Source organism: Helicobacter macacae MIT 99-5501, assembly GCF_000507845.1.
Classification (GTDB): Bacteria; Campylobacterota; Campylobacteria; order Campylobacterales; family Helicobacteraceae; genus Helicobacter_B; species Helicobacter_B macacae.
This window is the reverse complement of the sequence record NZ_KI669455.1, coordinates 288,212-314,380: the sequence shown is the minus strand read 5'-3', so window position 1 is coordinate 314,380 and position 26,169 is coordinate 288,212. Positions and strand designations below refer to the sequence as shown.

General features: G+C 39.6%; 21 protein-coding genes and 1 pseudogene. 7 read left to right on the top strand and 15 right to left on the bottom strand.

Annotation, left to right across the window (positions count from 1 at the left end; all coding sequences use genetic code 11):
- Positions 1-7: 7 nt before the first annotated feature.
- The 8 genes from HMPREF2086_RS08830 to fic all read right to left on the bottom strand — a co-directional run bounded on the left by HMPREF2086_RS08830 (position 8) and on the right by fic (position 6,231).
- Positions 8-418, bottom strand: coding sequence for a hypothetical protein (locus HMPREF2086_RS08830; RefSeq protein ID WP_023928454.1), 411 nt, complete (start codon positions 416-418; stop codon positions 8-10).
- 48 nt (positions 419-466) lie between these two features.
- A complete protein-coding gene (locus HMPREF2086_RS08825; RefSeq protein ID WP_023928453.1) occupies positions 467-1,210 on the bottom strand; it encodes a ParA family protein in 744 nt (247 codons plus the stop codon).
- A gap of 209 nt (positions 1,211-1,419) precedes the next feature.
- The gene (locus tag HMPREF2086_RS08820; protein WP_023928452.1) at positions 1,420-2,229 is read right to left on the bottom strand and encodes a 1-acylglycerol-3-phosphate O-acyltransferase; all 810 of its coding nucleotides are present in this window, start codon (positions 2,227-2,229) and stop codon (positions 1,420-1,422) included.
- A gap of 66 nt (positions 2,230-2,295) precedes the next feature.
- Positions 2,296-3,711, bottom strand: a complete 1,416-nt coding sequence (locus HMPREF2086_RS08815; RefSeq protein WP_023928451.1) for an SH3 domain-containing protein — start codon at positions 3,709-3,711, stop codon at positions 2,296-2,298.
- A 53-nt stretch (positions 3,712-3,764) separates the two neighbouring features.
- Entirely contained in the window at positions 3,765-4,424 is a 660-nt protein-coding gene (purQ, locus tag HMPREF2086_RS08810; protein WP_023928450.1) for a phosphoribosylformylglycinamidine synthase subunit PurQ, read from the bottom strand.
- A gap of 19 nt (positions 4,425-4,443) precedes the next feature.
- Entirely contained in the window at positions 4,444-4,686 is a 243-nt protein-coding gene (gene purS / locus HMPREF2086_RS08805) for a phosphoribosylformylglycinamidine synthase subunit PurS (RefSeq protein ID WP_023928448.1), read from the bottom strand.
- A 46-nt stretch (positions 4,687-4,732) separates the two neighbouring features.
- Positions 4,733-5,470 carry a phosphoribosylaminoimidazolesuccinocarboxamide synthase gene (gene purC, locus HMPREF2086_RS08800; RefSeq protein ID WP_023928447.1) on the bottom strand — a complete coding sequence of 246 codons (738 nt, stop codon included), beginning with the start codon at positions 5,468-5,470 and terminating at the stop codon, positions 4,733-4,735.
- A gap of 221 nt (positions 5,471-5,691) precedes the next feature.
- On the bottom strand, positions 5,692-6,231 hold the full coding sequence (gene fic / locus HMPREF2086_RS08795) for a protein adenylyltransferase Fic (RefSeq protein WP_023928445.1): 540 nt from the start codon (positions 6,229-6,231) through the stop codon (positions 5,692-5,694).
- A 243-nt stretch (positions 6,232-6,474) separates the two neighbouring features.
- On the opposite strand from fic, the gene HMPREF2086_RS08785 reads away from it, so the two are divergent.
- Positions 6,475-9,063, top strand: coding sequence for a dynamin family protein (locus HMPREF2086_RS08785; protein ID WP_023928443.1), 2,589 nt, complete (start codon positions 6,475-6,477; stop codon positions 9,061-9,063).
- Complete coding sequence (locus tag HMPREF2086_RS08780; RefSeq protein ID WP_023928442.1) at positions 9,060-11,213, top strand: dynamin family protein; 2,154 nt, start codon at positions 9,060-9,062, stop codon at positions 11,211-11,213. Before HMPREF2086_RS08785 ends, HMPREF2086_RS08780 begins: the two co-directional genes overlap by 4 nt.
- Positions 11,214-11,359: 146 nt before the next feature.
- On the opposite strand, the gene HMPREF2086_RS08775 is transcribed toward HMPREF2086_RS08780, so the two are convergent.
- From HMPREF2086_RS08775 to speA, 6 genes are all read right to left on the bottom strand, one after another.
- Positions 11,360-12,547 carry a M24 family metallopeptidase gene (locus tag HMPREF2086_RS08775; RefSeq protein WP_023928440.1) on the bottom strand — a complete coding sequence of 396 codons (1,188 nt, stop codon included), beginning with the start codon at positions 12,545-12,547 and terminating at the stop codon, positions 11,360-11,362.
- A gap of 9 nt (positions 12,548-12,556) precedes the next feature.
- Positions 12,557-13,054, bottom strand: coding sequence for a type II 3-dehydroquinate dehydratase (aroQ, locus tag HMPREF2086_RS08770; protein ID WP_023928439.1), 498 nt, complete (start codon positions 13,052-13,054; stop codon positions 12,557-12,559).
- A gap of 48 nt (positions 13,055-13,102) precedes the next feature.
- On the bottom strand, positions 13,103-13,873 hold the full coding sequence (locus HMPREF2086_RS08765; RefSeq protein ID WP_023928436.1) for a disulfide bond formation protein B: 771 nt from the start codon (positions 13,871-13,873) through the stop codon (positions 13,103-13,105).
- A 37-nt stretch (positions 13,874-13,910) separates the two neighbouring features.
- Positions 13,911-14,753 carry a thiol:disulfide interchange protein DsbA/DsbL gene (locus tag HMPREF2086_RS08760; protein ID WP_023928434.1) on the bottom strand — a complete coding sequence of 281 codons (843 nt, stop codon included), beginning with the start codon at positions 14,751-14,753 and terminating at the stop codon, positions 13,911-13,913.
- Between the two features lie 111 nt (positions 14,754-14,864).
- Entirely contained in the window at positions 14,865-15,725 is an 861-nt protein-coding gene (gene cysE, locus HMPREF2086_RS08755) for a serine O-acetyltransferase (protein WP_034561770.1), read from the bottom strand.
- Positions 15,726-15,883: 158 nt separating this feature from the next.
- Positions 15,884-17,740, bottom strand: a complete 1,857-nt coding sequence (speA, locus tag HMPREF2086_RS08750; protein WP_023928432.1) for an arginine decarboxylase — start codon at positions 17,738-17,740, stop codon at positions 15,884-15,886.
- A 421-nt stretch (positions 17,741-18,161) separates the two neighbouring features.
- On the opposite strand from speA, the gene HMPREF2086_RS08745 reads away from it, so the two are divergent.
- The 5 genes and pseudogenes from HMPREF2086_RS08745 to aroC all read left to right on the top strand — a co-directional run bounded on the left by HMPREF2086_RS08745 (position 18,162) and on the right by aroC (position 23,353).
- Positions 18,162-19,208, top strand: coding sequence for a peptidyl-prolyl cis-trans isomerase (locus HMPREF2086_RS08745; RefSeq protein ID WP_023928431.1), 1,047 nt, complete (start codon positions 18,162-18,164; stop codon positions 19,206-19,208).
- A 207-nt stretch (positions 19,209-19,415) separates the two neighbouring features.
- Positions 19,416-20,627, top strand: coding sequence for a tetratricopeptide repeat protein (locus tag HMPREF2086_RS08740; RefSeq protein ID WP_023928430.1), 1,212 nt, complete (start codon positions 19,416-19,418; stop codon positions 20,625-20,627).
- 57 nt (positions 20,628-20,684) lie between these two features.
- Positions 20,685-21,131, top strand: coding sequence for a ribonuclease HI (gene rnhA, locus HMPREF2086_RS08735; RefSeq protein WP_023928429.1), 447 nt, complete (start codon positions 20,685-20,687; stop codon positions 21,129-21,131).
- A 192-nt stretch (positions 21,132-21,323) separates the two neighbouring features.
- Positions 21,324-21,992 (top strand): annotated as a pseudogene (gene rnc, locus HMPREF2086_RS08730) (ribonuclease III); the annotation flags it as partial.
- A 176-nt stretch (positions 21,993-22,168) separates the two neighbouring features.
- Positions 22,169-23,353, top strand: a complete 1,185-nt coding sequence (aroC, locus tag HMPREF2086_RS08725; protein ID WP_023928427.1) for a chorismate synthase — start codon at positions 22,169-22,171, stop codon at positions 23,351-23,353.
- A 93-nt stretch (positions 23,354-23,446) separates the two neighbouring features.
- On the opposite strand, the gene HMPREF2086_RS08720 is transcribed toward aroC, so the two are convergent.
- Positions 23,447-25,783, bottom strand: coding sequence for a TonB-dependent receptor (locus HMPREF2086_RS08720; protein ID WP_023928426.1), 2,337 nt, complete (start codon positions 25,781-25,783; stop codon positions 23,447-23,449).
- Between the last annotated feature and the right edge of the window lie 386 nt (positions 25,784-26,169).

Below are 26,169 nucleotides of genomic sequence, written 5' to 3'. Positions count from 1 at the left end.
TATAGCTTTAAGATTTTCTTAGTTTCTTAAGTTTTGCTTTGCCTTTTTTGGCAGTCTTTTTGATATGTTTTAGGACTGCTTCTTCGATAAACGCGCTTTTGTCCTCTGCTTTTTTGGCAAATTCTTTGAAAAACGCTTCAATTTTTGCTAGCGATTTCTCATTTACGCGGAAAGACAAGTCTTTTTTGATTCCTTTTGCCACTTTTTTGATAGCTTGTTTTGCTGTGGTTTTTGCTTTAGTCAAGGTGCGTGGCTTTTTTGCCTTTGCTTTTGTAGCTACTTTTGAAGTCCTTGTAGATGACTTAGTCTTGCTTGAGCTTGTTTGTGGTGCTTTTGCAATGATTTTTTGCGCTTTTTGGCTACCTTCTATTTTAGCAATCTTGCTGATTTTGTCCTTTGGGCTTTGAGTCTTTTCCATTTGTGTCTCCTTAGTGAATTTAGTGGGGATTGAAGCCTAGCACTTAAGCTATTTCTTCTTTTTAGAGTTTGATGATTTCAAAGCCTGCAAATCCCCAATCTTTGCAAACTCTGCAAAAAACTCCTCAAACTCGCCTCTAGCTTTCGCATCGCTGTATTCAGAGATACCAAGCCCCTCGCTGATAGCTCTTTTGTATGCGATACGCTCTTTTAGCACACTCTCTAAAAGATAAAAACCATCTTTTACACCAAGATTCTTTTGAATCTTTTCAATGGTTTTTTTGTATTCTAGCAAATCCTTGCCAAGAAATACATTCGTGCTAATCTTATTCATCAAAATCAAAATCTTTACTTCATCATTTATGTCTTTTATCTCTGTGAGAGTTTGTAGCATTGTCTGCAACACATCGACATCAAGCTGTGATGGCGTGGTAGGCAAAATAATAGAATCAGCATAAAGCATAGCTTTGCGCGACTCTTGGCTGTCTATGCCTCCTGTGTCGATAATGATATACTCATAGAGTTCAAGGAATTGTTTTAGGGATTCTGCGATATTGCCTGTGCGATTTGAAAGCGTGAAGTATCGTAGATTTTTTTTAGAATTTGACTCGCTTTCGCGGATATTTGTGAAAGTCTCGATGCTTTTTTGTGGGTCGGTATCCATAACGAGCACTTTGCTAGAAAACTCTAGCAATTTCACAGCTAGGTTAATCGTTATAGTGCTTTTGCCCGAGCCACCCTTTTGGTTGGCTACGGTAATGATATTGGCTTGGTGTTTATTGTCCTTGCTCATCTTGTTTGCCTCCTTATTTCAAACTCCATTTAGCGCAAACTTTGTGATAATATAGCGTTTTTATATTAAAAATGCAATATTTGCGCTCAAAAAAAAAAAAAACAAAGTTATGAGGTAACAATAAGTAACAAATAATAGGCAAATAAACAAAAAATAAACACAAAAATAGGCAAAATCCCACATTTATCAAAATTGCCAAAAGCAATAACTCAATTTAGCTCTTTATAATGCTCCAAATACACTTCTTGCATCACTTTTTCTAGTTCTTTATACCAATCATTTTTATCAGCCCTAGTAGCCTCGTTTGTTTGCTGCGCTTCATCTGTGCTAGCTACATACTTTTGGCTAGATTTTGCTTGGCTAAAAAATACATTTTTAGTTGGCATTTCATTGATATAAAAAGGCTTTAGAAGCACCATTCTAGCGACACTGCTTCGCGCTTCAAAAGGCGAAGTGTTGTAGATTTTGCGCGTATTTATTAGCACGATTGGCTGGATTTTTAGGTTGTATTTTTCTGCGATGATTTTTGCCCCTGCTTTAAATGGCAAAAATCTCCCCCCCCCCCTGCCTCGCGTGCCTTCAGGGAATATAACAATGGGGCGATTTTGGCTAAGCTTTTCTTTCACTACCTTTAGTAGCAATGCCAATCCACGCTTATCCTCCCTATCTATCAAAATCATCTGTGGACCTCGCAGGGCAAATCCATAAAAGGGAATCTCTCCGAGCTCTTTTTTTGCCACCCAGCATATATTTCGCGGGTGGTATGCCTCAAGGCAGAGTATATCTGCGACACTTTGATGATTCATAATGATTAGCTCCGCGCTTTCATCAAATTCGCCGACTTTTTCTAGTCGTATGCGAGATAGCCAAAAAAAGATTTTGCAAGTCCTGCGCGCCCCAAAGGCATTGTCTTTGTGCTTTGTGAAATAAATCCCCACCATAATGCACGCAAGCCCCACAGCTATGACGATTGTTTCGTATATGCCTTTTGCTTTGTAGAAAATCTCTTTTATAAGCATTTTATCCCTTTTGGCTTTTATTTTTCGCTTTTGGGTAGGTTGGATTTTGGATTGCTAGATTTTAGCTTACTCGACATCGTCTTGCTTTACCCATCCGACTTTTTCTTCAGGGGTAATGATTTTATAATACCCACTATATTCGCCTATGATTTTGACTTCAATAGGTTTTGTGGTGGTTTCTAGCAAAGTGGAATTGTGAGTAGGGAGAATCCAAATATGCTTATTTGGGCTTACAATGCCGTTTTTGGTATAAAGCAGATAATGTAGCAAATAGGCAAAAATCGCCACTGCCAAAGCCCAAAAAACATACCTAAGCGGTGCTTTGAAAGCAAAGCCTAAGCCCACACATATAAGCCCTAGCGTGCAAATCCCTAGCGCAGTGTAGAGTAAGTAAGTGTTTTTTGGCTTTAAGTCCTCTTGAAATTCTGTGCTTTGTGCATTTGGAATCGCAGGAAATCTAATCTCCTCAAAGCGATTATTGCTTAAAGAAAAATACTCAAAACTCACTGATTGGATATTTTTGGGGATAAGTGCATAAAAAATCGCACTAGATTCTAGGGTTGAAAAATTTGACCTCTCAATGCCCTGCTTTTCCAAACTTGGGAGCTTGAAATCCTCTAGATTTGCATTGCTAGCACTTATCTCAAACGCCACTAGATTGTTCTCATCATCATAGCTTCGTGCCTTGTAAGCACCTAGCTCCAATCTATCTGCCACCACGCCCACATATCGCTTGTTTTGATACAAGTCAAGCGCGTTTATCGCGATAGATTCTACCAAAAACGAATCGATAATCCCTCCGTCTTGGCTTATCGCACTTACTTCAAATGACGGGATTATCGCGTTGGCGGATTTGATTTTAAACACATAAGTGATAGTGTAGACATCTTCGCCTTTTTGGGCAGATTCTAAATCTTTTTGCCAAGTCTCAAGCGGATTTTGTAGTGCGATTTTGTTTGTGGCTGTTTTGTCTTGGAATGCACTTTGACTAAGGCTTGCACCATTGAAAAATAGCGCGTTGTAAGTGATAGGGATTTTTTGCCCAACATAAATAGTTTTATTTAGCAGGGCTTCTTGTGTGGCGTTTCGCACAAAGAGTAGCTTTTCATCGGGGCTTGCATAGATGGCTTGAGAGTTTAGGGGATTTTGTGGGGCGTTTATATTTCCCTCATCATTGCCAAACCCTAGCGCACTCTCATCGGGCAAGGATTCTTGTGGGAAATTCTGCAAAGCCTCCAAATTCTGCTGCATATTTTGCAAGGCATTGTTTGGTATATCTTGCTCGATGATTTGCTCCAAAGTCTGTGGGATTTGGCTAGCTTGTGGAGAATCTAGATTTTGTGGGGGCTGTGTATTTGGCTCTGCATTAGAGGGGGTGGCAAAAAATCCAACAAAAGCACAAAATAGAGTGAGAGATAAACTAGGCAATATCTTTTTTTTGCGTATTTGTGTGTAAAATCGTATTTTTGATTGCGGCGTCATTTTTTCCCCTTTTTAGATTCTAGGCTTTTTTGGGTTTTTAGATTTGTGGGCTTTTAGTGAAAATCTAGTATGGATTTTAGCATAGCTAGCCCGCTTTGTAAGCCAAGCAGCTTCTCACACGCTCTCTCTGGGTGTGGCATAAGTCCAAAGACATTTTTATCCTCGTTGCAAATCCCCGCGATTTGTCCCACAGAGCCATTTATATCACTCTCATACTTTAGCAAAATCTGCTCATTTTTTTCTAGCTTCTCTAGCTCTTGTGTGGTGCAATAATAGCTCCCATCAGCGTGTGCTATGGGCAAAGTGATTACTTCGCCTTTTTTGTAGTCGCGCAAAAAGGCATTGTGGGTGTTTGTGATGATTAGGTTTTGGTTTTTGGATATGAAGTGCAAGTCTTTGTTTCGCTTTAGAGCACCGGGCAAAAGATTTGCCTCTGTTAGGATTTGGAATCCATTGCAAATGCCAAGCACTCTTCCGCCATTTTTTGCAAAATCTTTTATCGCGCTCATTATGGGCGCAAATCTCGCTATCGCTCCACTTCTTAGATAATCTCCATAGCTAAATCCACCTGCTAACACCACTAAGCGTGTCCCACTTGGCAAGTGCGTTTGCTTATGCCAGACAATCTTGCAGGGCACACCCAAAATCTTTTCATACACATATTGCATATCAAATTCGCAATTTGTCCCAGCAAAACGCGCTATTGCTACCATTTCTATCCTCTTTTTGATTCTATTTTAGCATTTCTATCGCATAATCCTCAATCACAGGATTTGCTAGCAAATCTTTGGCAATTTTTTGGGCTAGATTTTGTGCGCTGTCTTTATCACAAGAGCCAAAATCTAGCGTTATTTGCTTTGCTATGCTGACTTGTTTTATTTCATCAATATTAAAGGATTTTATGGCGTTGTGGATTGCTTTTGCTTGAGGGTCTAGCACGCCCTCTTTTAGGTAGATAGTTACCTTTGCTTTCATTGTCATTCCTTGAAGTTAGATTTGCGGATTTGTTTTTAAGTTTTTGCTAGCCTTGAATGCGCTTTAGGATTTCCTCATAAGCCTCTTTTAGATTGCCCAAATCTTGGCGGAATCTATCTTTGTCAAGTTTTTTATTTGTCGCCTTATCCCATAGCCTGCAGCTATCAGGGGAAATCTCATCAGCTAGCAAAATCTCTCCTGTGCCACCTTGCGCTTCTCGTCCAAATTCTAGCTTGAAATCCACAAGATTTACCCCTCTCTCATCAAAAAATGAACGCAAAATCTTATTTACTTCCAAAGCCTTTTGTCGCAAAATCTCCAAATCGTTTTTGTCTTTTATGATTCCTAGTAGCTCGCAGTGCTCGTCATTTACAAGTGGGTCGCCTAGTAAATCATCTTTGTAATAAAACTCCACAAGGCTAAAGGGTAGCACTTTGCCATCTTCTATGCCAAGTCGCTTGCTAAGCGAGCCTGTGGCGATATTTCGCACGACTACTTCAAGCGGAATGATAGAAACTTTTTTGCAAAGCATATTGCTCTCATCTAGCCTAGCGACAAAATGGCTAGCAACACCATTTTTTGCCAAAATCTCAAAAATCGCAGAACTAATAAGGCAATTTAGCGAGCCTTTGCCCTCTTGCGTGCTTTTTTTGAGCGCGTTAAATGCCGTTAAGTCGTCTTTAAACTCTGCGATGATGAGATTTGCATCTTGTGTGGCATAGAGCTTTTTGCCTTTGCCCTCATAGAGTAGATTTTGTTTTTGTAGATTTTGTGGGGTTTGCATTTTGCTTCCTTTGATTTTTGTGATTTTGCTTGATTTGTGCTTGGTTGCGTGCTTTATATTGTGATTGCCTTTTTAGGAATAGCTGAAGTTTGGGATTTGTGCAATCTTGCTTAGCGACAATATAGACGCTTAATTTTACACAAAAAATAAAAACGAGATTCTAGCGATTTTTTGATAGCGTTTTGCTTAAAAGTGTATTTTTGGTATTTTGTAAGTCGGTGCTAATCATTGCTTTCATAAAAATACGATTGCTCTATGCCTTTGAAAATCGATTCTATATCATTGATATTTGCACTTAAGTTTGGGTAAATCAAAGATTTTAGCTCCAAATCATTCACGGGGCTTCGCTCCATAGCTTGTAAGTATTTATGCTTGTCGATATTTTGCCACGCCACCACGACACCCAAATTTTTCCTAAAAATCATATCAAGCCAGATTCTAGTAGCCCTGCCATTGCCCTCCATAAACGGATGGGCGATATTCATCTCCACATACTTAGTGATAATGCTTTCAAAATCTCTCTCACTCATCGTATCTATGACTTTTAGCACTTCTTTTAGATAAAGTGCATTTGCAAAGCGAAAATTGCCTTTTGAGATATTTTGCACTCTTATTTTTCCTGCAAAGTCATATAAGCCATCAAAAAGGTATTTGTGAATCGCTTTAAGCCCTTGTGTTGTGCCTACTTCGATTTTGTCTATATCCGCGCTTTCAAAAAGCCTTTTGGCATTTTGCAGGCTTTGCTTGTCAATCTCTGTCATTGTAAAATCCTATTTTTAAGGTTTTGATTTTATGGGACTGATTTGTGTAAAATTATAACACGATAAAATCTTAAAAACCCTCTTTGCAAGGCGACACTTGACAAAATATTCCTAGAAAAACTGTTCTTTTTAAAATATCGCACAATTTTTGCAAAACAAATGCCTACACAAACTAAATATGCTACAATCACAAATTTTAGCGCAAAAGTAAGCAACACATAGCAAAACAAAAAGGCTAGATAAATGCCACATAAGCAGCCCACACATTCTCATACACACTCTAGTATTTCTGCTAGTAAGCCCACAGATATTAGTCCCTCTAGCAAGCAAAGCAAACAAAGAGAAAAATTATGGCAGGATTTTTGTGCTGTTTTTTATCCAAGTAGCCAAAACAGCACAAACCACAGCGCAAAATCCATACAAATCACCCAAAACGCGCAAGAATTAGCCATTATCCTAAGTGCAAATACTGATAATTTTGATACATTTTGCCAAAGCAAGATTTTTATAAATCTTATTCAAAATTTTTGGCAAGAAACTGATTTTAAGAGAGATTTTGAGCTAGATTTTGACACATTGCAAGCCACCCAAAAGCACATTTTATTTGAGCTAAGTGCTGTGCGATTAGTGGCACTTGCCCCGCATTTTTTGCGACTAAATAGCGCAAATCTTTTAAGCACTACCCACACTCGCACACTTCTAGCACTTTTTGAAAACTTTGCCAAAGAGCAAAACAACGCCACCAAAGAAGCGACACAAAGTCCAGCAAAAACACTAAATCTAAAAGCCCTGCAAAATGAGCTAGATTCTCTCATAAAGCAGCTAAATACTATCGGTATTTCTAACCCCACCGCCCTATCTCAAATCCAACAAAAAAGTGCTAATCAATCATTTTCTATCGGTATCACAGGCGTGCTAAGTGCGGGTAAAAGCACCTTTCTAAACGCGCTTTTGGGTAGAGAGATTTTGGGCACTAGCACGATTCCAGAGACGGCAAATCTTAGTATTTTGCGCCCGATTTTTGAAAATGCAGATAAAAAAGAGGGGAATAGCACAAAAGATTTTGCAAGGGTTCATTTTTGGAGTAAGCAGGAGTGGGGAGGGTTTGAAAATGATTTGAGTGATAAAAATATGAGCGAATTTGTAAAATCTACAAAAGAGGCTTTTGGCAATGAGCTAGAATCCCTTTTGGAGCAAGGAAGCAAAGATATAGATTTGGGAGAATTGCGTGATTATACTTCGGCAAATAGCTCTACAAAATATTGCAACCTCATCAAAAAAGTCGAGCTTTTTATCGCACTACCATTTTTACAAAACAAACGCTTAGATGCTGATTCTAGCAAATCTAGCAATGGCGTAGAGATAGTCGATACACCGGGACTAGATGACCCTATACGCGCTAGAGAAAAAATCACACGAGAATTTATCACTCATTGTGATTTGCTTATACACATTATGAATGCGAGCTGTGCGGCTACTGAAGTGGATATGGATTTTATCTTGGAGTGCCTTTTGCGCTCAAATGTCGCTAGACTTTTGGTTGTGCTAAGTAGGGCTGATTTGCTAAGCCCAAAAGAGCTAGAATCTAGCCTATATTATACCCGCGCTTCACTAGCAAAAGAGCTTACAAAAGCGCGCTTTGATGGCGATATAGACGCGCTTTTATCTCGCATAGATTTTATCCCCATATCAAGCTACTTCGCACTAGGCTACACAAGCAACAACGCCCAAATCATAGCCCAAGCCAGCGCAAAAGGCTATGACAAAGAAAAAACAGGAATCCTAGCCGTCCAAGACTACTTAGACAACGCGCTTCTAGGTGAAAATAGCCAAAAGCAACGAGATATTTTGTATCGTGCTTATAGGGCTGTGGGTGGGATTGTCAAAGAGGAGATTGAAAAAGTCGGTATAGAGCTGTGCTTAAGCTACGCTTCAAAAGATGAGCTAGAATCCGTCATAAAAGACACAAAAGCAAAACAAGAAGCCATAATGCAGGGCTATGAAGCGCAAAAAGCCGAGTTTAGCGCACTTGGCAGTGAGCTAGAATCCTACCTAGCAGGACTACAAAAAATCATAACAACAAATCTAAATATGCACAAAAACCGACTAAATAGCCTAGTGTATGATGATATGCTCTATGAAATCTCTCGTGGCAGTGTGCCAAAAAAAGAGCGCGTAAGCCAGCTACTAGAAGTAGGTATCGATGATATAAGTGCGGATTTGCTTCGCGAATATCGCTACAAGAGTGCCCAAAAAATCGCTAGCCTAAAAGCAAGTATCCAAATGATAGATTTTATGAGTGCACAAACACTGCTTGTGGATTCTAAAAGTGGTGTAGATTCTGCGGATTATAGTGCAGATTCTACGATAAAATCTAGGGTAGAATCTAAGCAAAAGCCCAAATTTGATTCTAGCGATTTGTTTTCTTTAAATGCAAAAGAGCATTTATCTCATATCAAATCTACTCTTATCTCTAGTGTCTATGCTGTGATTAGCTCTTATAAATCCGCTTCAAAATCTACTTTGGAAGTGGATTTTAGAAATGCGCTAGATAGTGCGCTTAAAAGTGGATTTGCAAGTCTTAGTGAGATTATTTTAGAAAACAATGCAGCGATAAAATCCGCATTTTTAAGCGAGTTTGAGGAGATTTTGGAAGCAAGTCTAAAGGCTACCAAAGCTAAAGTAGCTTTGATTGAGGAAACGATTGCCAAAAGCCTAGAAGCGATAAAAAACACCGACATAGAGAGCCTAAAATCAGCTTGTGCAAATAAAGATAAAGCCCTAAAAGACATTCAAAATGAATTAGAGATTATCATAAAGGCATTGCAATGAGTGAGATACAATCCCAAAATGCGCTAGATTCTTTGCTAGAATCATTTATCCAAGAATGCCTAAAGGCAAATGCAAACAATCCATTGCAGCAGGCTATAAATAACACAAGATACGCACTAAATCAAAGTCGATTTTTGAGTGGGGCTAGCACACAAAAAGATTGTGCGCAAGAAAAAGTATTGCAAAATCTAGAGCTAGAAACGCGCTCAAAAGAGCAAATCTCTCATCTAAAAATCGCTATTGTGGGGCAATTCTCAAGTGGCAAAAGTAGCTTTATAAACGCGCTTTTGGGGGGCGAGATTCTCCCTAGTGGTGTTACGCCTGTTACTGCGAAAGTATGTGAAATCTCTTATGGAGAGAATTTGGGCACTGCCATAAGCCAAAACAATCCACAAGATACAAATCATCTGCAAAATGCTTCACAAAATATTTTGCAAAATTTATCGCAAAATCCACCTAAAAACTCATCTCAAAATTTGCCTAAAAACTTGCTTCAAAATCTGCTTATAGAAGTGCATTACAAAGATTCTAGCATAAAGCTAAAACCTCTAGCATATCTCCACCAAGTCGATAGTATAGAAAACGCCACGATTTCGCACTTCAAGCTACAAGCCCCCATAGAACTACTAAAAAACATTACATTTTTAGACACCCCGGGGTTTAACTCCCAAAATCAAATCGACACGGATACGACCAATGCGATTTTGCGCGAAGTCGATGGTATCATTTGGCTTTCCCTCATCGACAATGTCGGTAAGCAAAGTGAAAAAGACATATTGCAAGAACACCTAAAGCAATACTCTGCCAAAAGCCTATGTATCCTAAACCAAAAAGATAGGCTAAAAGATAGCCAAGAAATTAGCACAAGTCTAGCCTATGCAAATAGCGCATTTAGCGGGTTTTTTGCCGAGATTATCCCTATTTCTGCAAAGCAAGCACTAGATTCTTACAAAAGCGATAGCTCAAAAAATAGTCCAAATGGTAGTCCAAAAAACGCGCTTTGGGAAAGCTCAAATATCCAAGCTGTCCTAGATTTTATCCAAAAAGAGCTACGAACAAAAAGCACACAGATAAAAACCAAAAAGATTTTGCGCTCGCTAAAATCTTTGCTAATAAGTGAGGCATTTAGGGTGCATAAAAGCCTGCGCTTAAGGCTATCACTCGCACAATCCCTAAAAACAAAAGCAGCATTTGTGAGGTTTAATGCTAATCAAAGCGGGCTAAGTATGAAGTTTGACACGCTTTTCCCACAGCTAAATGCCAAACTTGATAGCCTCGCACAATACATTTTCAACGCCCAAGAAAGCCGACAAATCCCTTACCACACCACGCGCAAAAACGCACTAGGGCTAAAAAAATCAACCACACAAGAAAAAACTATCACAATGCTTCCAAAAGACACGCTAAAAAGTGAGCTAACAAAAAGCGAAAACACTTACTTGCGAGATTTACGGAAAATAGGCTTTATGATAAGTGATTTTGGGCAAGATTTTAGAGAGTTTCTCATCACACAAGAGCGTGAGTTTATCGCTATGCTAGAGGAGTGGAAATCTAGGCTTTGTGCTTATGAGGATATTTACCAAAACTTAGGGCAAAATGTAGTGCAAAATCTATCAAGCAATGCACTAGGTTCTACAAATCCTACAAATGCAAATTCTGCAAATTCTACACTCTCTACAAGCTACGCAGAATCTGCAAAATCTATCAATTCACTGCTAGATTCTTTTGTGAGGGAGTATGCACTACTGCAGGAGAGGGCACTTAGCAGGCTTGAAGTCGAGCTAGCTAGTCTAAAAAATATCCTAATCTTAGAGTATCAAAACACCATAGAATTTACTCTAGAAAGCCTTGATAACAAAATGACTTACGCACTAAAAAAGCACCTGGAAAATCCAAGTGAGTTTGAGCCATTTCACTTAAGCCTAGAAAATGTGCGCGAATGCCTAAATCAGGGGCTACATTTTCTTGCATTTCAAGATAAGCTATTGCTTACAAACGCGCTTTATAAAACCACGCTTTTTAGCCTAAGTGAAGCGATAAACGATTTTTATGAGCAAAAAGAGGTGATTTTGCAAGCCCAAATACAGAGCCTAAAAGAATCCAAACTCCTACTACTTAGCCAAGCAAAATCACTAAAAAACATAGATTGAATCAATAATACTTAAAGCAAAATCAGCACTAAAGCTACCGCACGATTTTGCGTTATATTTTTGTGATATTTTTTTGATTTTAAATCCCGCAGATTTTTATGGCTTTTTTAGGGATTTTTGAAAGATTTTAGATTTAAGCGCAAAAATCATAAAACTTCTGCCTTGCCACCTCGCACTACTACCAAATCCTCTATCCGCACGCCATAGTGCTGTGGGATATAGATTCCGGGCTCGATAGAAAACACCATATTATCCTCTATGATAGTCTCACTTCGTGCAGAGATGAAAGGCTGCTCGTGTATGTCAAGCCCTATGCCGTGTCCTGTGCTGTGTGAAAAATACTTGCCAAATCCAGCCTTTTCTATTACTCCTCGTGCGAGTGCGTCTATTTGCTTTCCGCTCATTCCTGCGCGTAAGTTTTTTATGCAGTTTTCTTGTGCTTTTAGCACGGTATCATAGATTTTTTGTAGCTCTTTGTTGGCAAATGTTTGTGATTTGTCAAAATGTGTGCCACTAGATTTTGCCTCGCTAGATTCTTGCTTGCTACCATTTTTGCACCCAAAGTTCCCACACTCAAAATTATCGCGTGCAAAATCCTCGCACTCAAAGTTAATTCTAGTCGTGCGCGTCATATCTGAACAATATCGTTTATACTTGATTCCTGCGTCAAACAAAAGCAAATCTCCATTTTGCAGTTTTTTATCACTTGGCAGAGCGTGAGGCTTAGCGGCGTTTTGGTTTATCGCTAGTATGGGGCAAAAGCTCAAATCATACTTCCCGCCGTTTTCTAGCACTACTTTGGCTATGGCAAAAAGCTCTTTTTCGCTTAAAGAGTGGCTATCATCTAAAAACACTTTTTGATACGCACTATTTTTGTCGCTACATATTTCATCTATGATTTTGGCAAATCTTTTATAAGCCTCTTTGTTTAGTCGCTGGGATTCTTTGATGAGAGAGATTTCTTGCTCGCTTTTGCAGATTCGTAGCATTTGATGAAAGTTTGGAGTAGGTTTTAGCTCGATTTGGAGGGTGGATTTTAGCTTCTCAAACGCACTTACGCTAAGCTGTGTGCTATCAAAGCTAAGGGATTTTATGGCAGATTTTGAAAGAATGTTTATGGCAGATTCTAGCAAGTTATTACTTTGGACTAGCTCTACGCCACTAGATAGATTTTCGCTTGCTTCTGTGGTATAGCGCGCATCTGTGATAAATACGCGCTCATCTCCTAGACACAGCAAAATCGCATTATCACAGCTATACCCCACCTCAAAATACTGCGCACTTTCATCTTGGGTAATGAAGTGTGAGAATTTAGAACGCTTTTGGCTCGTCATAGATTTTGGCTAGTTATTTTGGTTTTGGGCATTTTTGGCTTGAGCTTCTTGGCTTGCTTTGAAAGCCTCTAGCTCGCTTATTATCTGCCCAAGTGCTATAAGCCCGATATGATAGCCATACGCGCCAAAGCCTGTTATCACACCTGCACAAACTCCACCACTATAACTTACCTTGCGATAATCCTCTCTAGCAAAAATATTGCTGATATGCACCTCCACCACAGGCACACCACAAGACATTATCGCATCAGCTATGCCTATGGAAGTGTGTGCATAAGCAGCGGGGTTGATAAGCACTCCGCTATATTCGCCACCTACGCATTCTTGAAGTTTGTCGATGATTTCGCCCTCAAAGTTGCTTTGGAAAAAGTCTAGCTCAAAGTTGTTTTGCTTGGCAAAAGTGCGCATATTTTCGTGGATTTGCTCTAGTGTGAGTGGTCCATAGATTCTAGGGTCTCGGTGTCCTAGCAGGTTTAGATTTGGTCCTTGCACGACAAGTATTTTCATTTTCTACTCCTTAAAGTTTTGTTTGAGCGATTTTTGCAAATTCAAAATTCAGCTGATTTTAGCATATTTTTGTGCCAAAGCGCAAAATCTAGCACACAAAAATGGCACAACACTACGAACATAGCACACAAAACCAACACTAAGCAAAATAAATCCAATGCCAAAAGCTAGCAAACAGCACTCTGCCATAGTGCCAAATTTCACACTTGGGAGCAGATACCACCCTTGCGAATATGCCTCGATAAAATACTCACGCAATGGGGCTAAAACCATATCACTAGGTGGCAAAGCAAAGTCTTGCCCGCAATCGCCTGTGGGAGCAAAAACACTTGGTAGCCACTCATCTAAAGGCAAGCCAAAATCAAATCTAGGCTTCATAGAGCACCCCTGCAAGCCAAAAATAACTTCTTCAATCTCTTCGCTAGATTCTACAAATTCACTAGAATCACTAAACACGCTTGAATTTAGCGCACGATGAACCTTTAGCAAAAAAGCACTATAAATAATCCCACGAATGCTTCCATAAAACGCCACCAAAAAGCCTAAAATATTGGCTAAAACCCCAACTATGAAAAACATACCACTTGCTAGATTTTGCTTTTTTTGGACTTGAAATCCAAATCCTAAAATCGCCCCACCAAGTCCAAGAGTAACAAAAGCATAGCGGATATATACGCACTGCTCACAAGGGCGCATAAACAAATAATTTTGGAAAAATAAATGTGAGATTCCAACCAAAGCAAAGCAACAAAGTGCGCAAGCCCACCAAAAATATGCTAGCTTTTGTGAAATAAGCTGCTTTTGTGGATTTTGCGTCATTTTTGTGCTTTTGTGTTGTTTGCGTTGCTATATTTTGCTACTTTTTTAGAAGCTCATCTATTTTGTATTCCAAATCTTTTAGCGAAGCGATAGACTTGGTATAAATCAAATATTTACCATTTACCACAAATGCTGGCACACCTTGAATGATAGCAACCTCATAGCCCGCCTCCCAAGAGCGCAAAATCTCTTGCACGCCACTTTCTTGCAATGCTGCATAAAACTCCTCTATCTTTACTCCTGCTGCATCTAGCCCTGTGTGCAAAAATGCTTGAAGATTTTTGCCCTGCCCCCACCGCTCTTTTTTTATGTTGTATTCGCTGAAGTAGGCATTTTGCGCTTTGAGAAAGGCAGATTTGCTATCTTTGGTAGTGATATTTGACTTTTTGTCCTTATCTAGCAATACTGCAAAAACTTGGGAAGCCACCTTGCCATAATCCCCCATTTTTTCTAAATGATAGGGCTTAAACTCGACATTTTTTGGCAAAGACTCAATGACTTTAGGCAAGATTTTGGAATACCGATAGCAAAACGGGCAGGCATAGCTAAAAATCTCTATCACGGAGTTTTGTGCATTTGGCAGTGGCTCTTTTAGCACAACAAAATCTCTACCCTCTTTTAGCTCATATCGCTTAAAATCGCTTTTGGGATTTTGTGCCAAATTTTGCGCTGTGCCTTGTGTGTAAGCTACACTAAGAGATAAAAGCCCCGCCAAAAGCGACACAACAGCTATTTTTGCTTTTATGACATTTGCAAAATCATCTCTCACATTTTGTGCAAAAGACTTTACAAAAATCTTTATTTGGTTTTTGGATTTTCTTGTATTTTTTGGATTTTCTTGTGTTTTTTGGATTTCTTGTGCGAAATGATTCTTGCTCATTTTTACTCCTTTGTTTATTAGATTTTGTAGTTTTTGGCGTTTTTGCACTTTTAAATACCTTGATAATCCTCGTTTTTATCAAAATCTATCACAATAAAATCCAAAATATTTCTAGTCTCTAAAAGCCGCGATATATTTTTCATATCGTTTCTCTAGTTTTTCGCGCATTTGTTGTAGCTCCTCTAGTGCTTCCTCGCAGTCTTTTCCTGCGAAGCTATCGCCATTTTCTTTTTGCGCTTCGCGCAATGCTTTTTCTTGCTCTAAGATTTCGATTCGCTCTAGCAGGTATAAAAACGCGCTTTTGCTGACATCGGGCAGTTTTGTTCGTGTATCGTTATTTTGCTCCAAAATCTCACCAAAATCCGTGCTAGGTTTTGCCTTGTGTTGCGCTTCATCTGTGAAACTATCGCTTGCCCCCTCATCTGCCTTGCTCTGTGGTGTCAAAATCCTAGCAGGTATCCCCACTGCTGTGCATCCCTTTGGCACATCTTTTACCACGACAGAATTTGCCCCGATTTTAGCGTTTGCCCCTATGGTTATATCGCCTAGCACTTTTGCGCCTGCTCCTACTACTACGCCTGATTCTAGTGTGGGGTGTCGCTTGGTGCGCTTTAGGCTTACTCCTCCTAAGCTTACCCCTTGATAAATCGTTACTTCATCGCCAATGATAGCAGTCTCGCCTATGACTACGCCTATGCCGTGGTCGATAAACACTCTCCTGCCGATACGAGCGGCGGGGTGAATGTCAATATTTGTGAGGAATTGAGCAAAGCCCATAATGATACGAGCTAAAATCTTCCAATCTCTTGTGTGGAGGAAATGCGCAAATCGATAGTGAAACAATGCCACAACACCCGGGTAATTAAAAAACAATTCGATAGGGTTTTTTAGTGCGGGGTCTTTGATTTCGGGTGTGGCAAAATCCTCTCTAATGATTTCCCAAAATCCTGCTTGGAGGGGAGAGGGCGTCATATCCTCGCCTTGCGGATTTTGTGTGTCTTGTGGATTTTGCCCACCTTGCGCATCTTGTGCATTTGGCATATCTTTAAGTGTTTGGGTAGCTTTGGTGGTTTTTTTGTGTGGCATTTTATTCCTTAGGTAGAGGAGCTTTTCTTTTGCTAGTGCTTGCTTTATTCATCATTTTCATCGGTATTTTTGATAGTTCGCAAGTAGCCATTTTCACTTAGCATCACATAGAGCTGTCCTAGCACTTCTTTTTTGTCCTCATCACTGATTTTTGCTTCATCGATTCTCTGTTTTAGTATCCGCTCAATTTCTTTGGTGTCATAGTCCAAATCATCAAGCACATCAAGCACATTTTGTGCTTCAAGTAGATTTTGGATTTCATAGCCTTTGTTTAAATCCTCATCAAACACCACGCTAAACTCTGTGGGGTGAGTGAAAAGATTGTGCCGCATTCCTAGCACTTCTTGATAAGCACCCACAAGGAAAAATCCCAAAAAATACTCCTCACGCGTTACATCGACATCGTGTAGATAAAGTGGCTTTTTTGCGTCAAAGGCGATTTCTCCATCGCTATCGCAAGTAATATCCCATAGGCTAGCACCACGAGTAGGACGGCGATTTAGCCTATCTAGTGGCATTACGGGGAAATTTTGCCCAAGCCCCCAATAATCAGGCAAACTCTGGAAAAAACTACAATTTAGCAAATAACGCTCTTGGACTTGCTCTTGGATTCTAATGATTTCATTGTGATTTTTGTGCTTTAGAAGTTTGATGACTTTTTTGATGATTAGATGAACTAGAACTTCCGTGTTTGAGCGGTCTGTCAAATCGATATACCCCAAGTCAAAAAGCGTAAGTAGCGACTCCATATGGTCAAGACTATCGTGGAGATATTCTATGGCATTTTTCTCACTCATACTTCGGTATAAATCTAGCATTTCAGCAATAAGCGGTGGGTTTTTTTCTTTTAGTCTTAGGGCTTTCTCATCATACTCTTGGCTAAATAGCTCTAACACGGGCGCGACTAGCACGGCGTGATTTGCGCTGACAAATCGTCCTGATTCTATGAAAATATCTGGCTCTTTTTCTTGCTTGTTTTTGACAATCTCTTTTAGCGAAAACACGACATCTCCGCTAAATTCGCTTAGCGTGTAGTTGCGATTGTTTGCGCCATCGTGCTGGGTGTATTCTACGGCTAGCCCACCACCGATATTTACACAAGTGAGGTTTTTTGCCCCCATCTTTCGTAGCTCCGCATAGATATTTCCCACTTCCCTTATGGCTTTTTTTAGCGGGGAAATATCGCTTATTTGGCTACCTATATGGAAGTGAATCATACTAAATTGTGTTAAAAGATTTGATTGCTCAAGTAGTTTGATTGCTTCTAGCAACTCCGTAGAAGTAAGCCCAAACTTCGCATTTATGCCGCCTGACTTGCCCCACACTCCTGTGCCTGTGCTATGCAGGCGGATTCTAAGCCCGATATTTGGATATGGCTCGCCCATTTCTTTTGCCACTTCGATTATGGAGTTTAGCTCATTTAGTCCCTCAATAGTAAGCGTGATATTGTGCCCCATCTTAGCAGCGATAAACCCTAGCGAAGTCATCTCCTTGTCTTTGAAGCCATTTACCGTGATAGGACAATCCTCATTTGTATAAGCCATAGCGATGATAAGCTCGGACTTTGAGCCAGCCTCTAGCCCATAGCACCTACCTTGAGCACAATCCACAAGAGGTAGGATAAAGTTTGGCATTTGATTGACTTTGAGAGGAAAAACTGCTTTGAACTTGCCCTTGTAAGAATACTCTTTTATCGCGTTTTTAAACGCACCAAAAAGCTCTCTTATCTGCTTGTCTATGAGGTGTGGGAATCGCACTAGCAAAGGACCTTTATATCCTTGTGCGCGCACTTCTTGGACTATCTCTAAAAGCGAGGGTTTGCTTTGATGATTTACTTTGACAAGTCCATCTTCGATGATGAAATCATCATTTGACCAAAATTTTATCCCATAATCAACCACAAAAACTCCTTAAACTCACTTGTGAATAGAATCTATATATAAATCTGTGTCTTGGCTTATCAAAGCAATAGTAGCATTTGTAGCCACAAACCTCGCATTATAGCACAAAATGTTTTATATATTTTTCTAGATTTTGCTTGTTTTTGCGATAGATTTGCATAAGATTTGGCTACTTTGTCGCATAGTATTTGGTGTGTTTTTGTGATTGTTCTTGTTTGTGATTATTCTTGCTAAATTGCGAAATGCAAAAATAGCAAAATTCTATTATGTGTTTTGCATAAAACCTCTAGTTGTTAAGAAAATGCCTGCATTAAATAATATGTGCTAGAATGCCAAAATTTAGAGGGTTTAGAATTTTATGAGGTTTTAGAAATACAAAAAATCTAAAAATCCCAATCAAAAATCACAAGTAAGGAAAAATATGCAAAATCTAGCAAATACATTGCACTCATTGCGCAGTTTTTGCGCTACATTTTTTTGTGTTGCCCTAGTGAGTGCTACTTCAAGCACGGCTATGCTAGCAAAAAGTAGCAAAAAAGTATCACAAGAGATAAAAACCGCCACAGAAACAAACACAAATGGCGCAGATAAAAATGCTGATGAATCTAATGAGTCCTCCACAACCACACAAAACACACAAAACACCCCCGCAAAAGAATCCAAAAATCCAAAAAGCATAGCCCCCAAAAACATAGTCGGTGGAGTTGCCATAAAGGTAAATGGCGACCCTATCACTATCTATGAAATAAAAACTATCCAAAAACAACGACATTTTGACAAATCTCAAGCCGTAGAATTTCTAATCGCACAAAGGCTAAAAACACAAGAAATTGAGCGGCTAAAAATCAATGTCGATGACGAAAGGCTTGATAGAGAAATCGAAAATATCGCCTCCCAAAACCAAATGAATACGCAACAATTTATGCTAGCACTGAAACGAGAGGGAATAGAGTATGACTTATACAGAGATGAGCTAAAAGACCAGATAGAGACTAGGGAGCTTATGAGAAATGTGCTACTCTCTGCAGAGACTTCAAGTGAAGATGAAATCCACAAATATTACAATGAACACAAAAGTGAGTTTAACACCCCCAAAGAAGTCGAAGTCGCCCGCTACAGTGCCAAAAATCCAAAACTCCTAGAGCGCACCATAGCCAATCCAAACACAACCATAAGTGGCGTAGAAAAAACCCAAGAAAAGCTAGAGCTAAGTGCGCTAAACCCACAAATAGCACAGCTTTTTTCTTCGCTAAAAGAGGGGAGGTTTAGCCAGATTTTGGACGCAGGTGGTGGCAACTATGTAACTTTCCGCGTAGTCAAAAAGCACGGACAAACGCTTATGAGCTTTGAAGAAGCAAGGCAATATATCGCCCAAAAGCTATCCCAAAATAGCCAAGAAAAAGTGTTAAGTGAGTATTTTGAAAAAATCAAGCAAAAAGCCCATATCCAAACCTTGCGAGAACCGTAAGCAAAGCGTTTTTAGAAAACCATAAGCCAAGCAAATCAAAACATAAGCCACAAGGCTTATAAATCACATTTCTAAAGCGTAAAAATAAAGACAAAACGCAAACAAACATAAAAACACAAAATCACACAAAAAAGGGCATAATTTCAAAAAGTTTTTAGATGCGATTTTTGCAAATCCTTACAAAGTGTGATTAACAAAGGCGTATAAATGTTTGAGCAAGTAATGTATTTTTACCACGACCCACTTTTTGGGGCGAGTATTTTGCTAGGCATTGTGGCGATTCTTATTTTTGCTGATTGGAGTAGAAACAAATACAAAGCAAAAAAGAAAGAAATGGCATTGCAAGATTTTGCAAAATCTTATAGCGAGGGCTCGCTAAGCGATGAAATAATAGACTTTCTCTCCATATCCAAAAACCCCACTCCACCACTTATGCTACTTGCCAAAACATACGCACTTGCAGGCGATAGAGGCTATGCGATAAAAATCTATCTAGGGATTTTAGAAAAAACAACAAACACACAAGAAAAACTCATCATCTTAGAATCTCTAGGAATCACTTATTTTGAAGCAGGATTTTTGCAAAGGGCGAAAGAAATATTTCTAGAAATCATAAAAGCCTATCCTAGAAATAGGCAGGTTTTGGACTACCTTATGCGCGTGTATGAAAATATGGGTGAGTATGAAGAAGCCCTAGACGCACTAGAATCCATAGAAGAGCTAAGTGTGCCCAAGCAACGCGCTAGCATTGAGCAAATGCGCTCATATCTGCACTTTATGGTATTAAAAAATAGCAACTTTTTATCTCTAGAAAAAAAGCGCAAAGAGATTGTCTCGCTTATGCGCTATTGTGGCAAAATCAATCGCTTAGCCCTAGAATACCTAAGTATGTATGATAGAGAGGCTTTTTGGGCAGAAGTGTTAGCACTAGACACGCAATCAAGCATAAAGCACAGCTTGCACTCAAATCCCACTCTAATAAAAAATGAACAAAATCACATCGATTCTAATGAAGCGATTTTGCAGGTTTTGGATATTTTGTGGCGATTTACTAGAGAGGAAATCCCATTTGAGAAGCTAAAAAATCACAAAAGCATAATGGATATTTTTCGCTCAAAAGGCTATGTCAAAGACAGCCAAGAATGCGAGGTGTTTGAGCTAGAAGCGTTGCGGATTTTGCACGCACATTCTACGCAAAGAGGTGAGCTTACATTTGAATACCGCTGCAATCAATGCAAAAATATCTTTCCGTTTGACTCATATCGTTGCGCAGTGTGTGCAAATATAGGGCAAATGGATTTGGTGTTTAGAGTGGTAGAATCTAGGCAATCACAATTTGACTCTAGCATAGATTCTACGCAAAATAGTGCGTTTATAAATAGTGCAAAGCAATTTGCTAGCAATTTTTCTGCGACATAGATTTACGGCACTTTGGCAATGACTTTATCCACGACAAAACCTCACAAAGAAGCACAAATGCAAAAAACTATACAAATCCACACTGATGGTTCTTGCCTTAGCAATCCGGGGGCTGGGGGGTATTGCGGAATCTTGCTATATAAAGGTGTAGAAAAAATCATCAAAGGCGCACACCCCCTCACTACAAACAATCGTATGGAGCTAACTGCCGTGATAGAATCCCTAAAAGCCCTAAAAGAACCTTGCAATGTGGAGCTTTTTAGCGATTCTAAATATGTGTGTGAGAGCATAAACAAATGGCTTCCAAATTGGGTAGAAAAAGATTTTGCCAAAGTCAAAAACGAGGAGCTGTGGAGGGAATATCTGCGCGTGGCACAGGGACATAGGATTGAAGCGATTTGGGTGAAAGGGCATAATGGGAATATGATGAATGAAAAATGTGATAAAATAGCGCGTGAGGAAGCACAGAGAGAATCCCAAAAACAAGCCCAAAAAGGAATCTAAAATCCACAAAATAAGGCACAAAATCTTAAAAAAAGGAATGAAAAGAACTAGCGATAAAGACAAACTAAACCCAAAAATACACAAAGCAAAAATATGCAAAGAATATAAACACACAAAATATTTAAAACTAAGCTAAAATCTTAAAAAACACTTTACTAAAATCACTTCAAACCTCCAAAATTAAGGAAAAAAATGTCTAACTTCACTCGCTTAGAATCCGCACTTGGCTATCATTTCACAAACCAAAAACTACTCCAAGAAGCCCTAACCCACAAAAGCTGTGCTAGCACAAAAAATAATGAGAGATTAGAATTTCTAGGCGATGCGGTGCTTGATTTGCTAGTGGGGGAATATTTGTTTAAAAAATTTGCACATTTTGATGAGGGGAGGCTCTCAAAAATGCGTGCTAGCCTTGTGAATGAAAAAAGTTTCGCTTCATTTGCGCGGGATTTAGGGGTGGCAGATTTTCTCGTGCTATCTATGAGCGAGGAGCAAAACTATGGGCGGCAAAAAGATTCTTTGCTTTCAAATGCGTTTGAAGCGATTATGGGGGCTATGTATCTAGAAGCAGGGATTGATAAAGTGCGTGAGATTTTGGGTAAGATATTAGAAAAATTCTATCCAAATATGCGCTTTGAAAATCTACTCACAGATTATAAAACCGCTTTGCAAGAGCTAACCCAAGAGCGATTTGGTGTGCTACCTAGCTATGAGTTATTAGCGCAGAGAGGACCTGACCACAAAAAGGAGTTTTTTATCCAAGTTTGCATACACGATGCTATCTATGCAAAAGCAAGTGGCAACTCCAAAAAAAGTGCACAACAAGCTTGTGCAAAGCTCGCTTATGAAGAGCTAATCAAAGAATCCACTTCACAAAAACATTTGCAAAAAGACACGCAAAAAAATACACAAAATCAAAAAGAATCCAAAAAAGATTCTAAGCAAAAAAACAAGCACAATGAAAAAGAATCATACACAAAAGACAAAAAACACAAAAAGCCAAAATCTGCCAAAAAATCTCAAAAAAAGGCACAAAAATGAATACCTTTGGCAACTCCCTAAGGCTCACTACTTTTGGCGAATCTCACGGCACGCACATTGGCTGTGTGATAGATGGATTCCCAGCGGGGGTAAGGGTGGATATGGAGCTACTTGCAGATGAGCTATCTCGCAGGCAAGGGGGCAAAAATGCCTTTGGCACACCTAGAAAAGAAGCAGATACTCCGCAAATATTAAGTGGTGTATTTGAAGGAGTAAGCACAGGCGCACCTATCGCACTACTATTTGAAAATAGCAATGTCAAATCCAAAGATTACAGCGAGGTAGCAAGTGTGTTTCGCCCCTCTCACGCAGATTTTACATATCAGTGCAAGTATGGGATTAGGGACTATCGTGGTGGGGGGAGAAGCTCGGCAAGAGAGAGCGTAGCGCGCGTAGCAGGAGGGGCGTTTGCCAAAATGCTTTTGAGAGAATTTGGCATATCAACACAAAGCGGGATACTAAGTATAGGGGAGTGCAAGGGAAAAAAGCTAGATTTTGAGTATGCTTGTGCTAGCGAGATTTTTGCCCTTGATAAAGACAAAGAGGAGGAGCAAAAAGGCATCATATTGCAAGCGCGAAAAGAGGGGGATAGTATCGGTGGTTGCGCACTTATAAGGGCTTTTGGAAATAGAGAGGTTTTGCGCGGGCTAGGAGAGCCACTATATGATAAGCTAGATAGTGCCATAGGTAGTGCTATGCTTGGATTAAATGGTGTCAAAGCCGTAGAAATAGGGTGTGGGGTAGAATCTAGTCAAAAAAAAGGCAGTCAAAATAATGATGAAATGAAGCTAGAATCTAGCATATATTGCGCTAATAATGCAGATAGGGATTCTTATGCGGATTCTAGCTTTGGGGCAAAATCTCCACTAAGCCAAATAAGATTTGCTAGTAATCATAGTGGCGGGATTTTGGGTGGTATCGCAAATGGAGAGGACATAATCGTGCGCGTGCATTTTAAGCCAACTCCTAGTATTTTTCTCCCACAAAGCACGGTAAAGGTAGAGAGTGCAAAATCTCATATAGAGCCTTATAAGCTAGAGCTAAAAGGCAGGCACGACCCTTGTATCGCCGTGCGCGGAAGTGTGGTGTGTGAGAGTATGTTAGCTTTTATCCTAGCTGATATGCTTTTGGCAAACACTCACGCAACTCTAAAAAATCTGCAAAAAATCTATTTGGATTAGACAAGAGTAAAACTATATGGGAATCTAAGATTTTATAAAATCACTAAAAATTTTTACGCAAATCCACTTCAACCAAAAAGCCAACTAAAAAATCTAAAAACTATACCGCATATCTATGAAGTAGCTTCTGCCTGCACCTGCTAGATATGTCCCGCCTGTGAGATTCCCGCTAGTAGAGCTTATGCTTGTGTTTTGATATGCGATATAAAATGTGTCAAATACATTCCTAACCCCCGCAGATAGAACAAATGTGTGAGAATCTCTGTAAGTGTAGTTTATGCCAATATCACTTAGGATATAGCCTATATCTTTGTTGATTTTGATTTGGTTGAAATCGACTTGATTGCCCTGCCAAGAGTTATTTATCCACACATTTAGCTTGTTGTTGCCTATTTGTAGCACCCTTACATCTGCCAAAAGTGTAGCCTTAAAGAGCGGCGCATAAGGGATTGGTTTGCCCTCCATAAAAGCCCCCGTAGAAGTGCGCCTAGTGCTTACACTCTCCCGCCCCTTTAGCACATTTGTATATAGATATGACACACTCTCACTTAGATTTAGAATATCGCCAAACAAAGAATGCTTGCCGCTTAGCTCCACACCTAGTCGCTGTGTCTGCCCTATGTTGAAATACTCCGTAGTAAAGCCATTTAGCCGATGACGAATTTCATTTAGCGTGTGGGTATAAAAGATACTTGCGCTAAAAGATGAAGTCCTAAAATAATCCCTTACCCCAATCTCGCCTGTGAAATACTGCTCGGGCTTTATGTCGCTTGGGACTTTTGGGGCGACACCTGTGCTTGTGGTGTCATAGTTTGGGTCAGAGCTTATGACTTGTCGCACGCTAGGGCTTATGTAGCCTAGCTCGCCTTTTAGATATACCACGCCAGAATCGCCATAATGAAACGCAGGGGTTATCTCGGCTGCGTATCCCCACTGCGGTTTTGAAGTGCTTATGGGGAAGTAGCTATTGTAGCTACCAAAACTCATACCCGTATGCCCTCTAATCATAAAGTATGAAAAATCCCCTCTACCACCAAGACTTAAAGAAAACCACTCTGCAAACTTCATCGTATCCAAAAAATATGCTGATAGGGAGTATTTTTGTCCTTTGTTGCGGACATTTGTAGAGCGAGATTTGGCTAGATTGTCGCTTAGCTCGATTTGATTATCTAGCCCTAGCATAATGGTATTTTTGGGGATTTTGTGCTTTATTTTTAGGTTTAGCCCTGCGCTTTGATTGTTAAAAGTGTTGCGTGTGTCGCCTCCTAGCTCTTGGCTAGGAAAAAGAAAGTTGCTAAACTGATAAAACAAAAGCGCGTCAAATGCGAGGCTCTCGCTAGATTTTGCATTGTAGTTGAGTGAGGTTTGGACAAAGTCTTGGGTAACTTCGCCACTGCTGTTTTCACTACCACCATTTGCGCTTGCTGGCGAAGTGTATCGCTCTGCTTTTAGAGAATCATAATCACGCAACACTGCATTAGTGCAGATATTACCCGTATTGTTTATGCAGTTTATCCTGCTGTGATAGCCTGCGAAATATCGCCACATTTTTGAATAGCTTATGTTGAAATCAAGTTTTTGATTGGAGGTGATTTGATAGATTGTTTGAAGCGCAGTGTAGAGATTGTGGGTGTATTCTTTGGGGCGTGTGCCACTTTGATAGTCATAGCTTGCACTAGCAGAGAGAAATAGCTTTTTGCCAAGTGCTTTGCCACCATCTGCGCTTACGCCACCACCTAGAGAGCTCCTACCCTCATAAGCCAAGCCACGAAGTGAAAATCTAGCAAAATCCTTGCTTGGCTTTTTGGTAACGATATTTACCACGCCACCGCGTGTGCCTCCACCATAGATGACAGAGCCACCACCGGGGATAATCTCTATGGATTCTATTGATTCTATGGGTATGTGATTAAACGGAGCAGTGCTTGTATTTCCGTGTGCGCTACTTGGATTGCCGACATCTTGGAGATTGATAGGGACACGATTTACTAGGACTTTTACAGCGCGTGAAGCATCTAAGCCCTGTCCGCGAATGTCGATATTTTTTGTGCCTTGTGGTCCTGCTATGAAGCTTATAAAAGCCTGCTTTTCTAGTGCGTCTTCGAGGTTTTTATAGCCCCTATCTTGCAAATCCTCTTTGTCGATAATGATGATATTTTTGACTTCTTCTTTTAGTGGCAAATCAAACCCCGTAGTCGCACTAACTGTTACTTTGCCCAAATCTTTTGCTTGCAATTCTTGTTTTTCTTGTGTGTTGTTTGGTTGAGTGTCATTTGTCTCATTTGTCGTATCGGTGTTGCTTGTATTTTGGTTTGTGATAAAATCTGTGCTTTGTGTGGCAAAGATAAAGGTTAATTGCGTGTTTATCGTAAATATCACAAAAGCAATATGGCAAAGTAAGCGTTTTATGTTTTTGGCAATCTTTTTCATTTTTGTTCCTTTATGAGAATCATACTTACACATAAAATAAAAAAATGCCCGCATTATAATACAAAAAAATAAAAATAAAATAAAAAAGCGAGTAATTCTTATAAATGTCTTAAAATGAATATCTTAATGAGAAATCTTGCTTTTATCGTGCTTTTTAGCTTTCTGCAAAAAGCGCGTGTGAATGAAAGTGCTTTGGTAAATGCGTTTTGTGTGAATTTATTATGTATTTTTATTGGTGTTAGATTTTAAGCGCGTTGCAAGCACATTTTGGGAAGTAAAATGCTTTTTGTAGGTTTTGGTAGTTTTAGAAGTTTGATTTGTGTCGCGGTTAGAAAAATCTTTTAGAAAAATCTTTTAGAATCTTTGAAAAACTTTTTTGCGCTTTT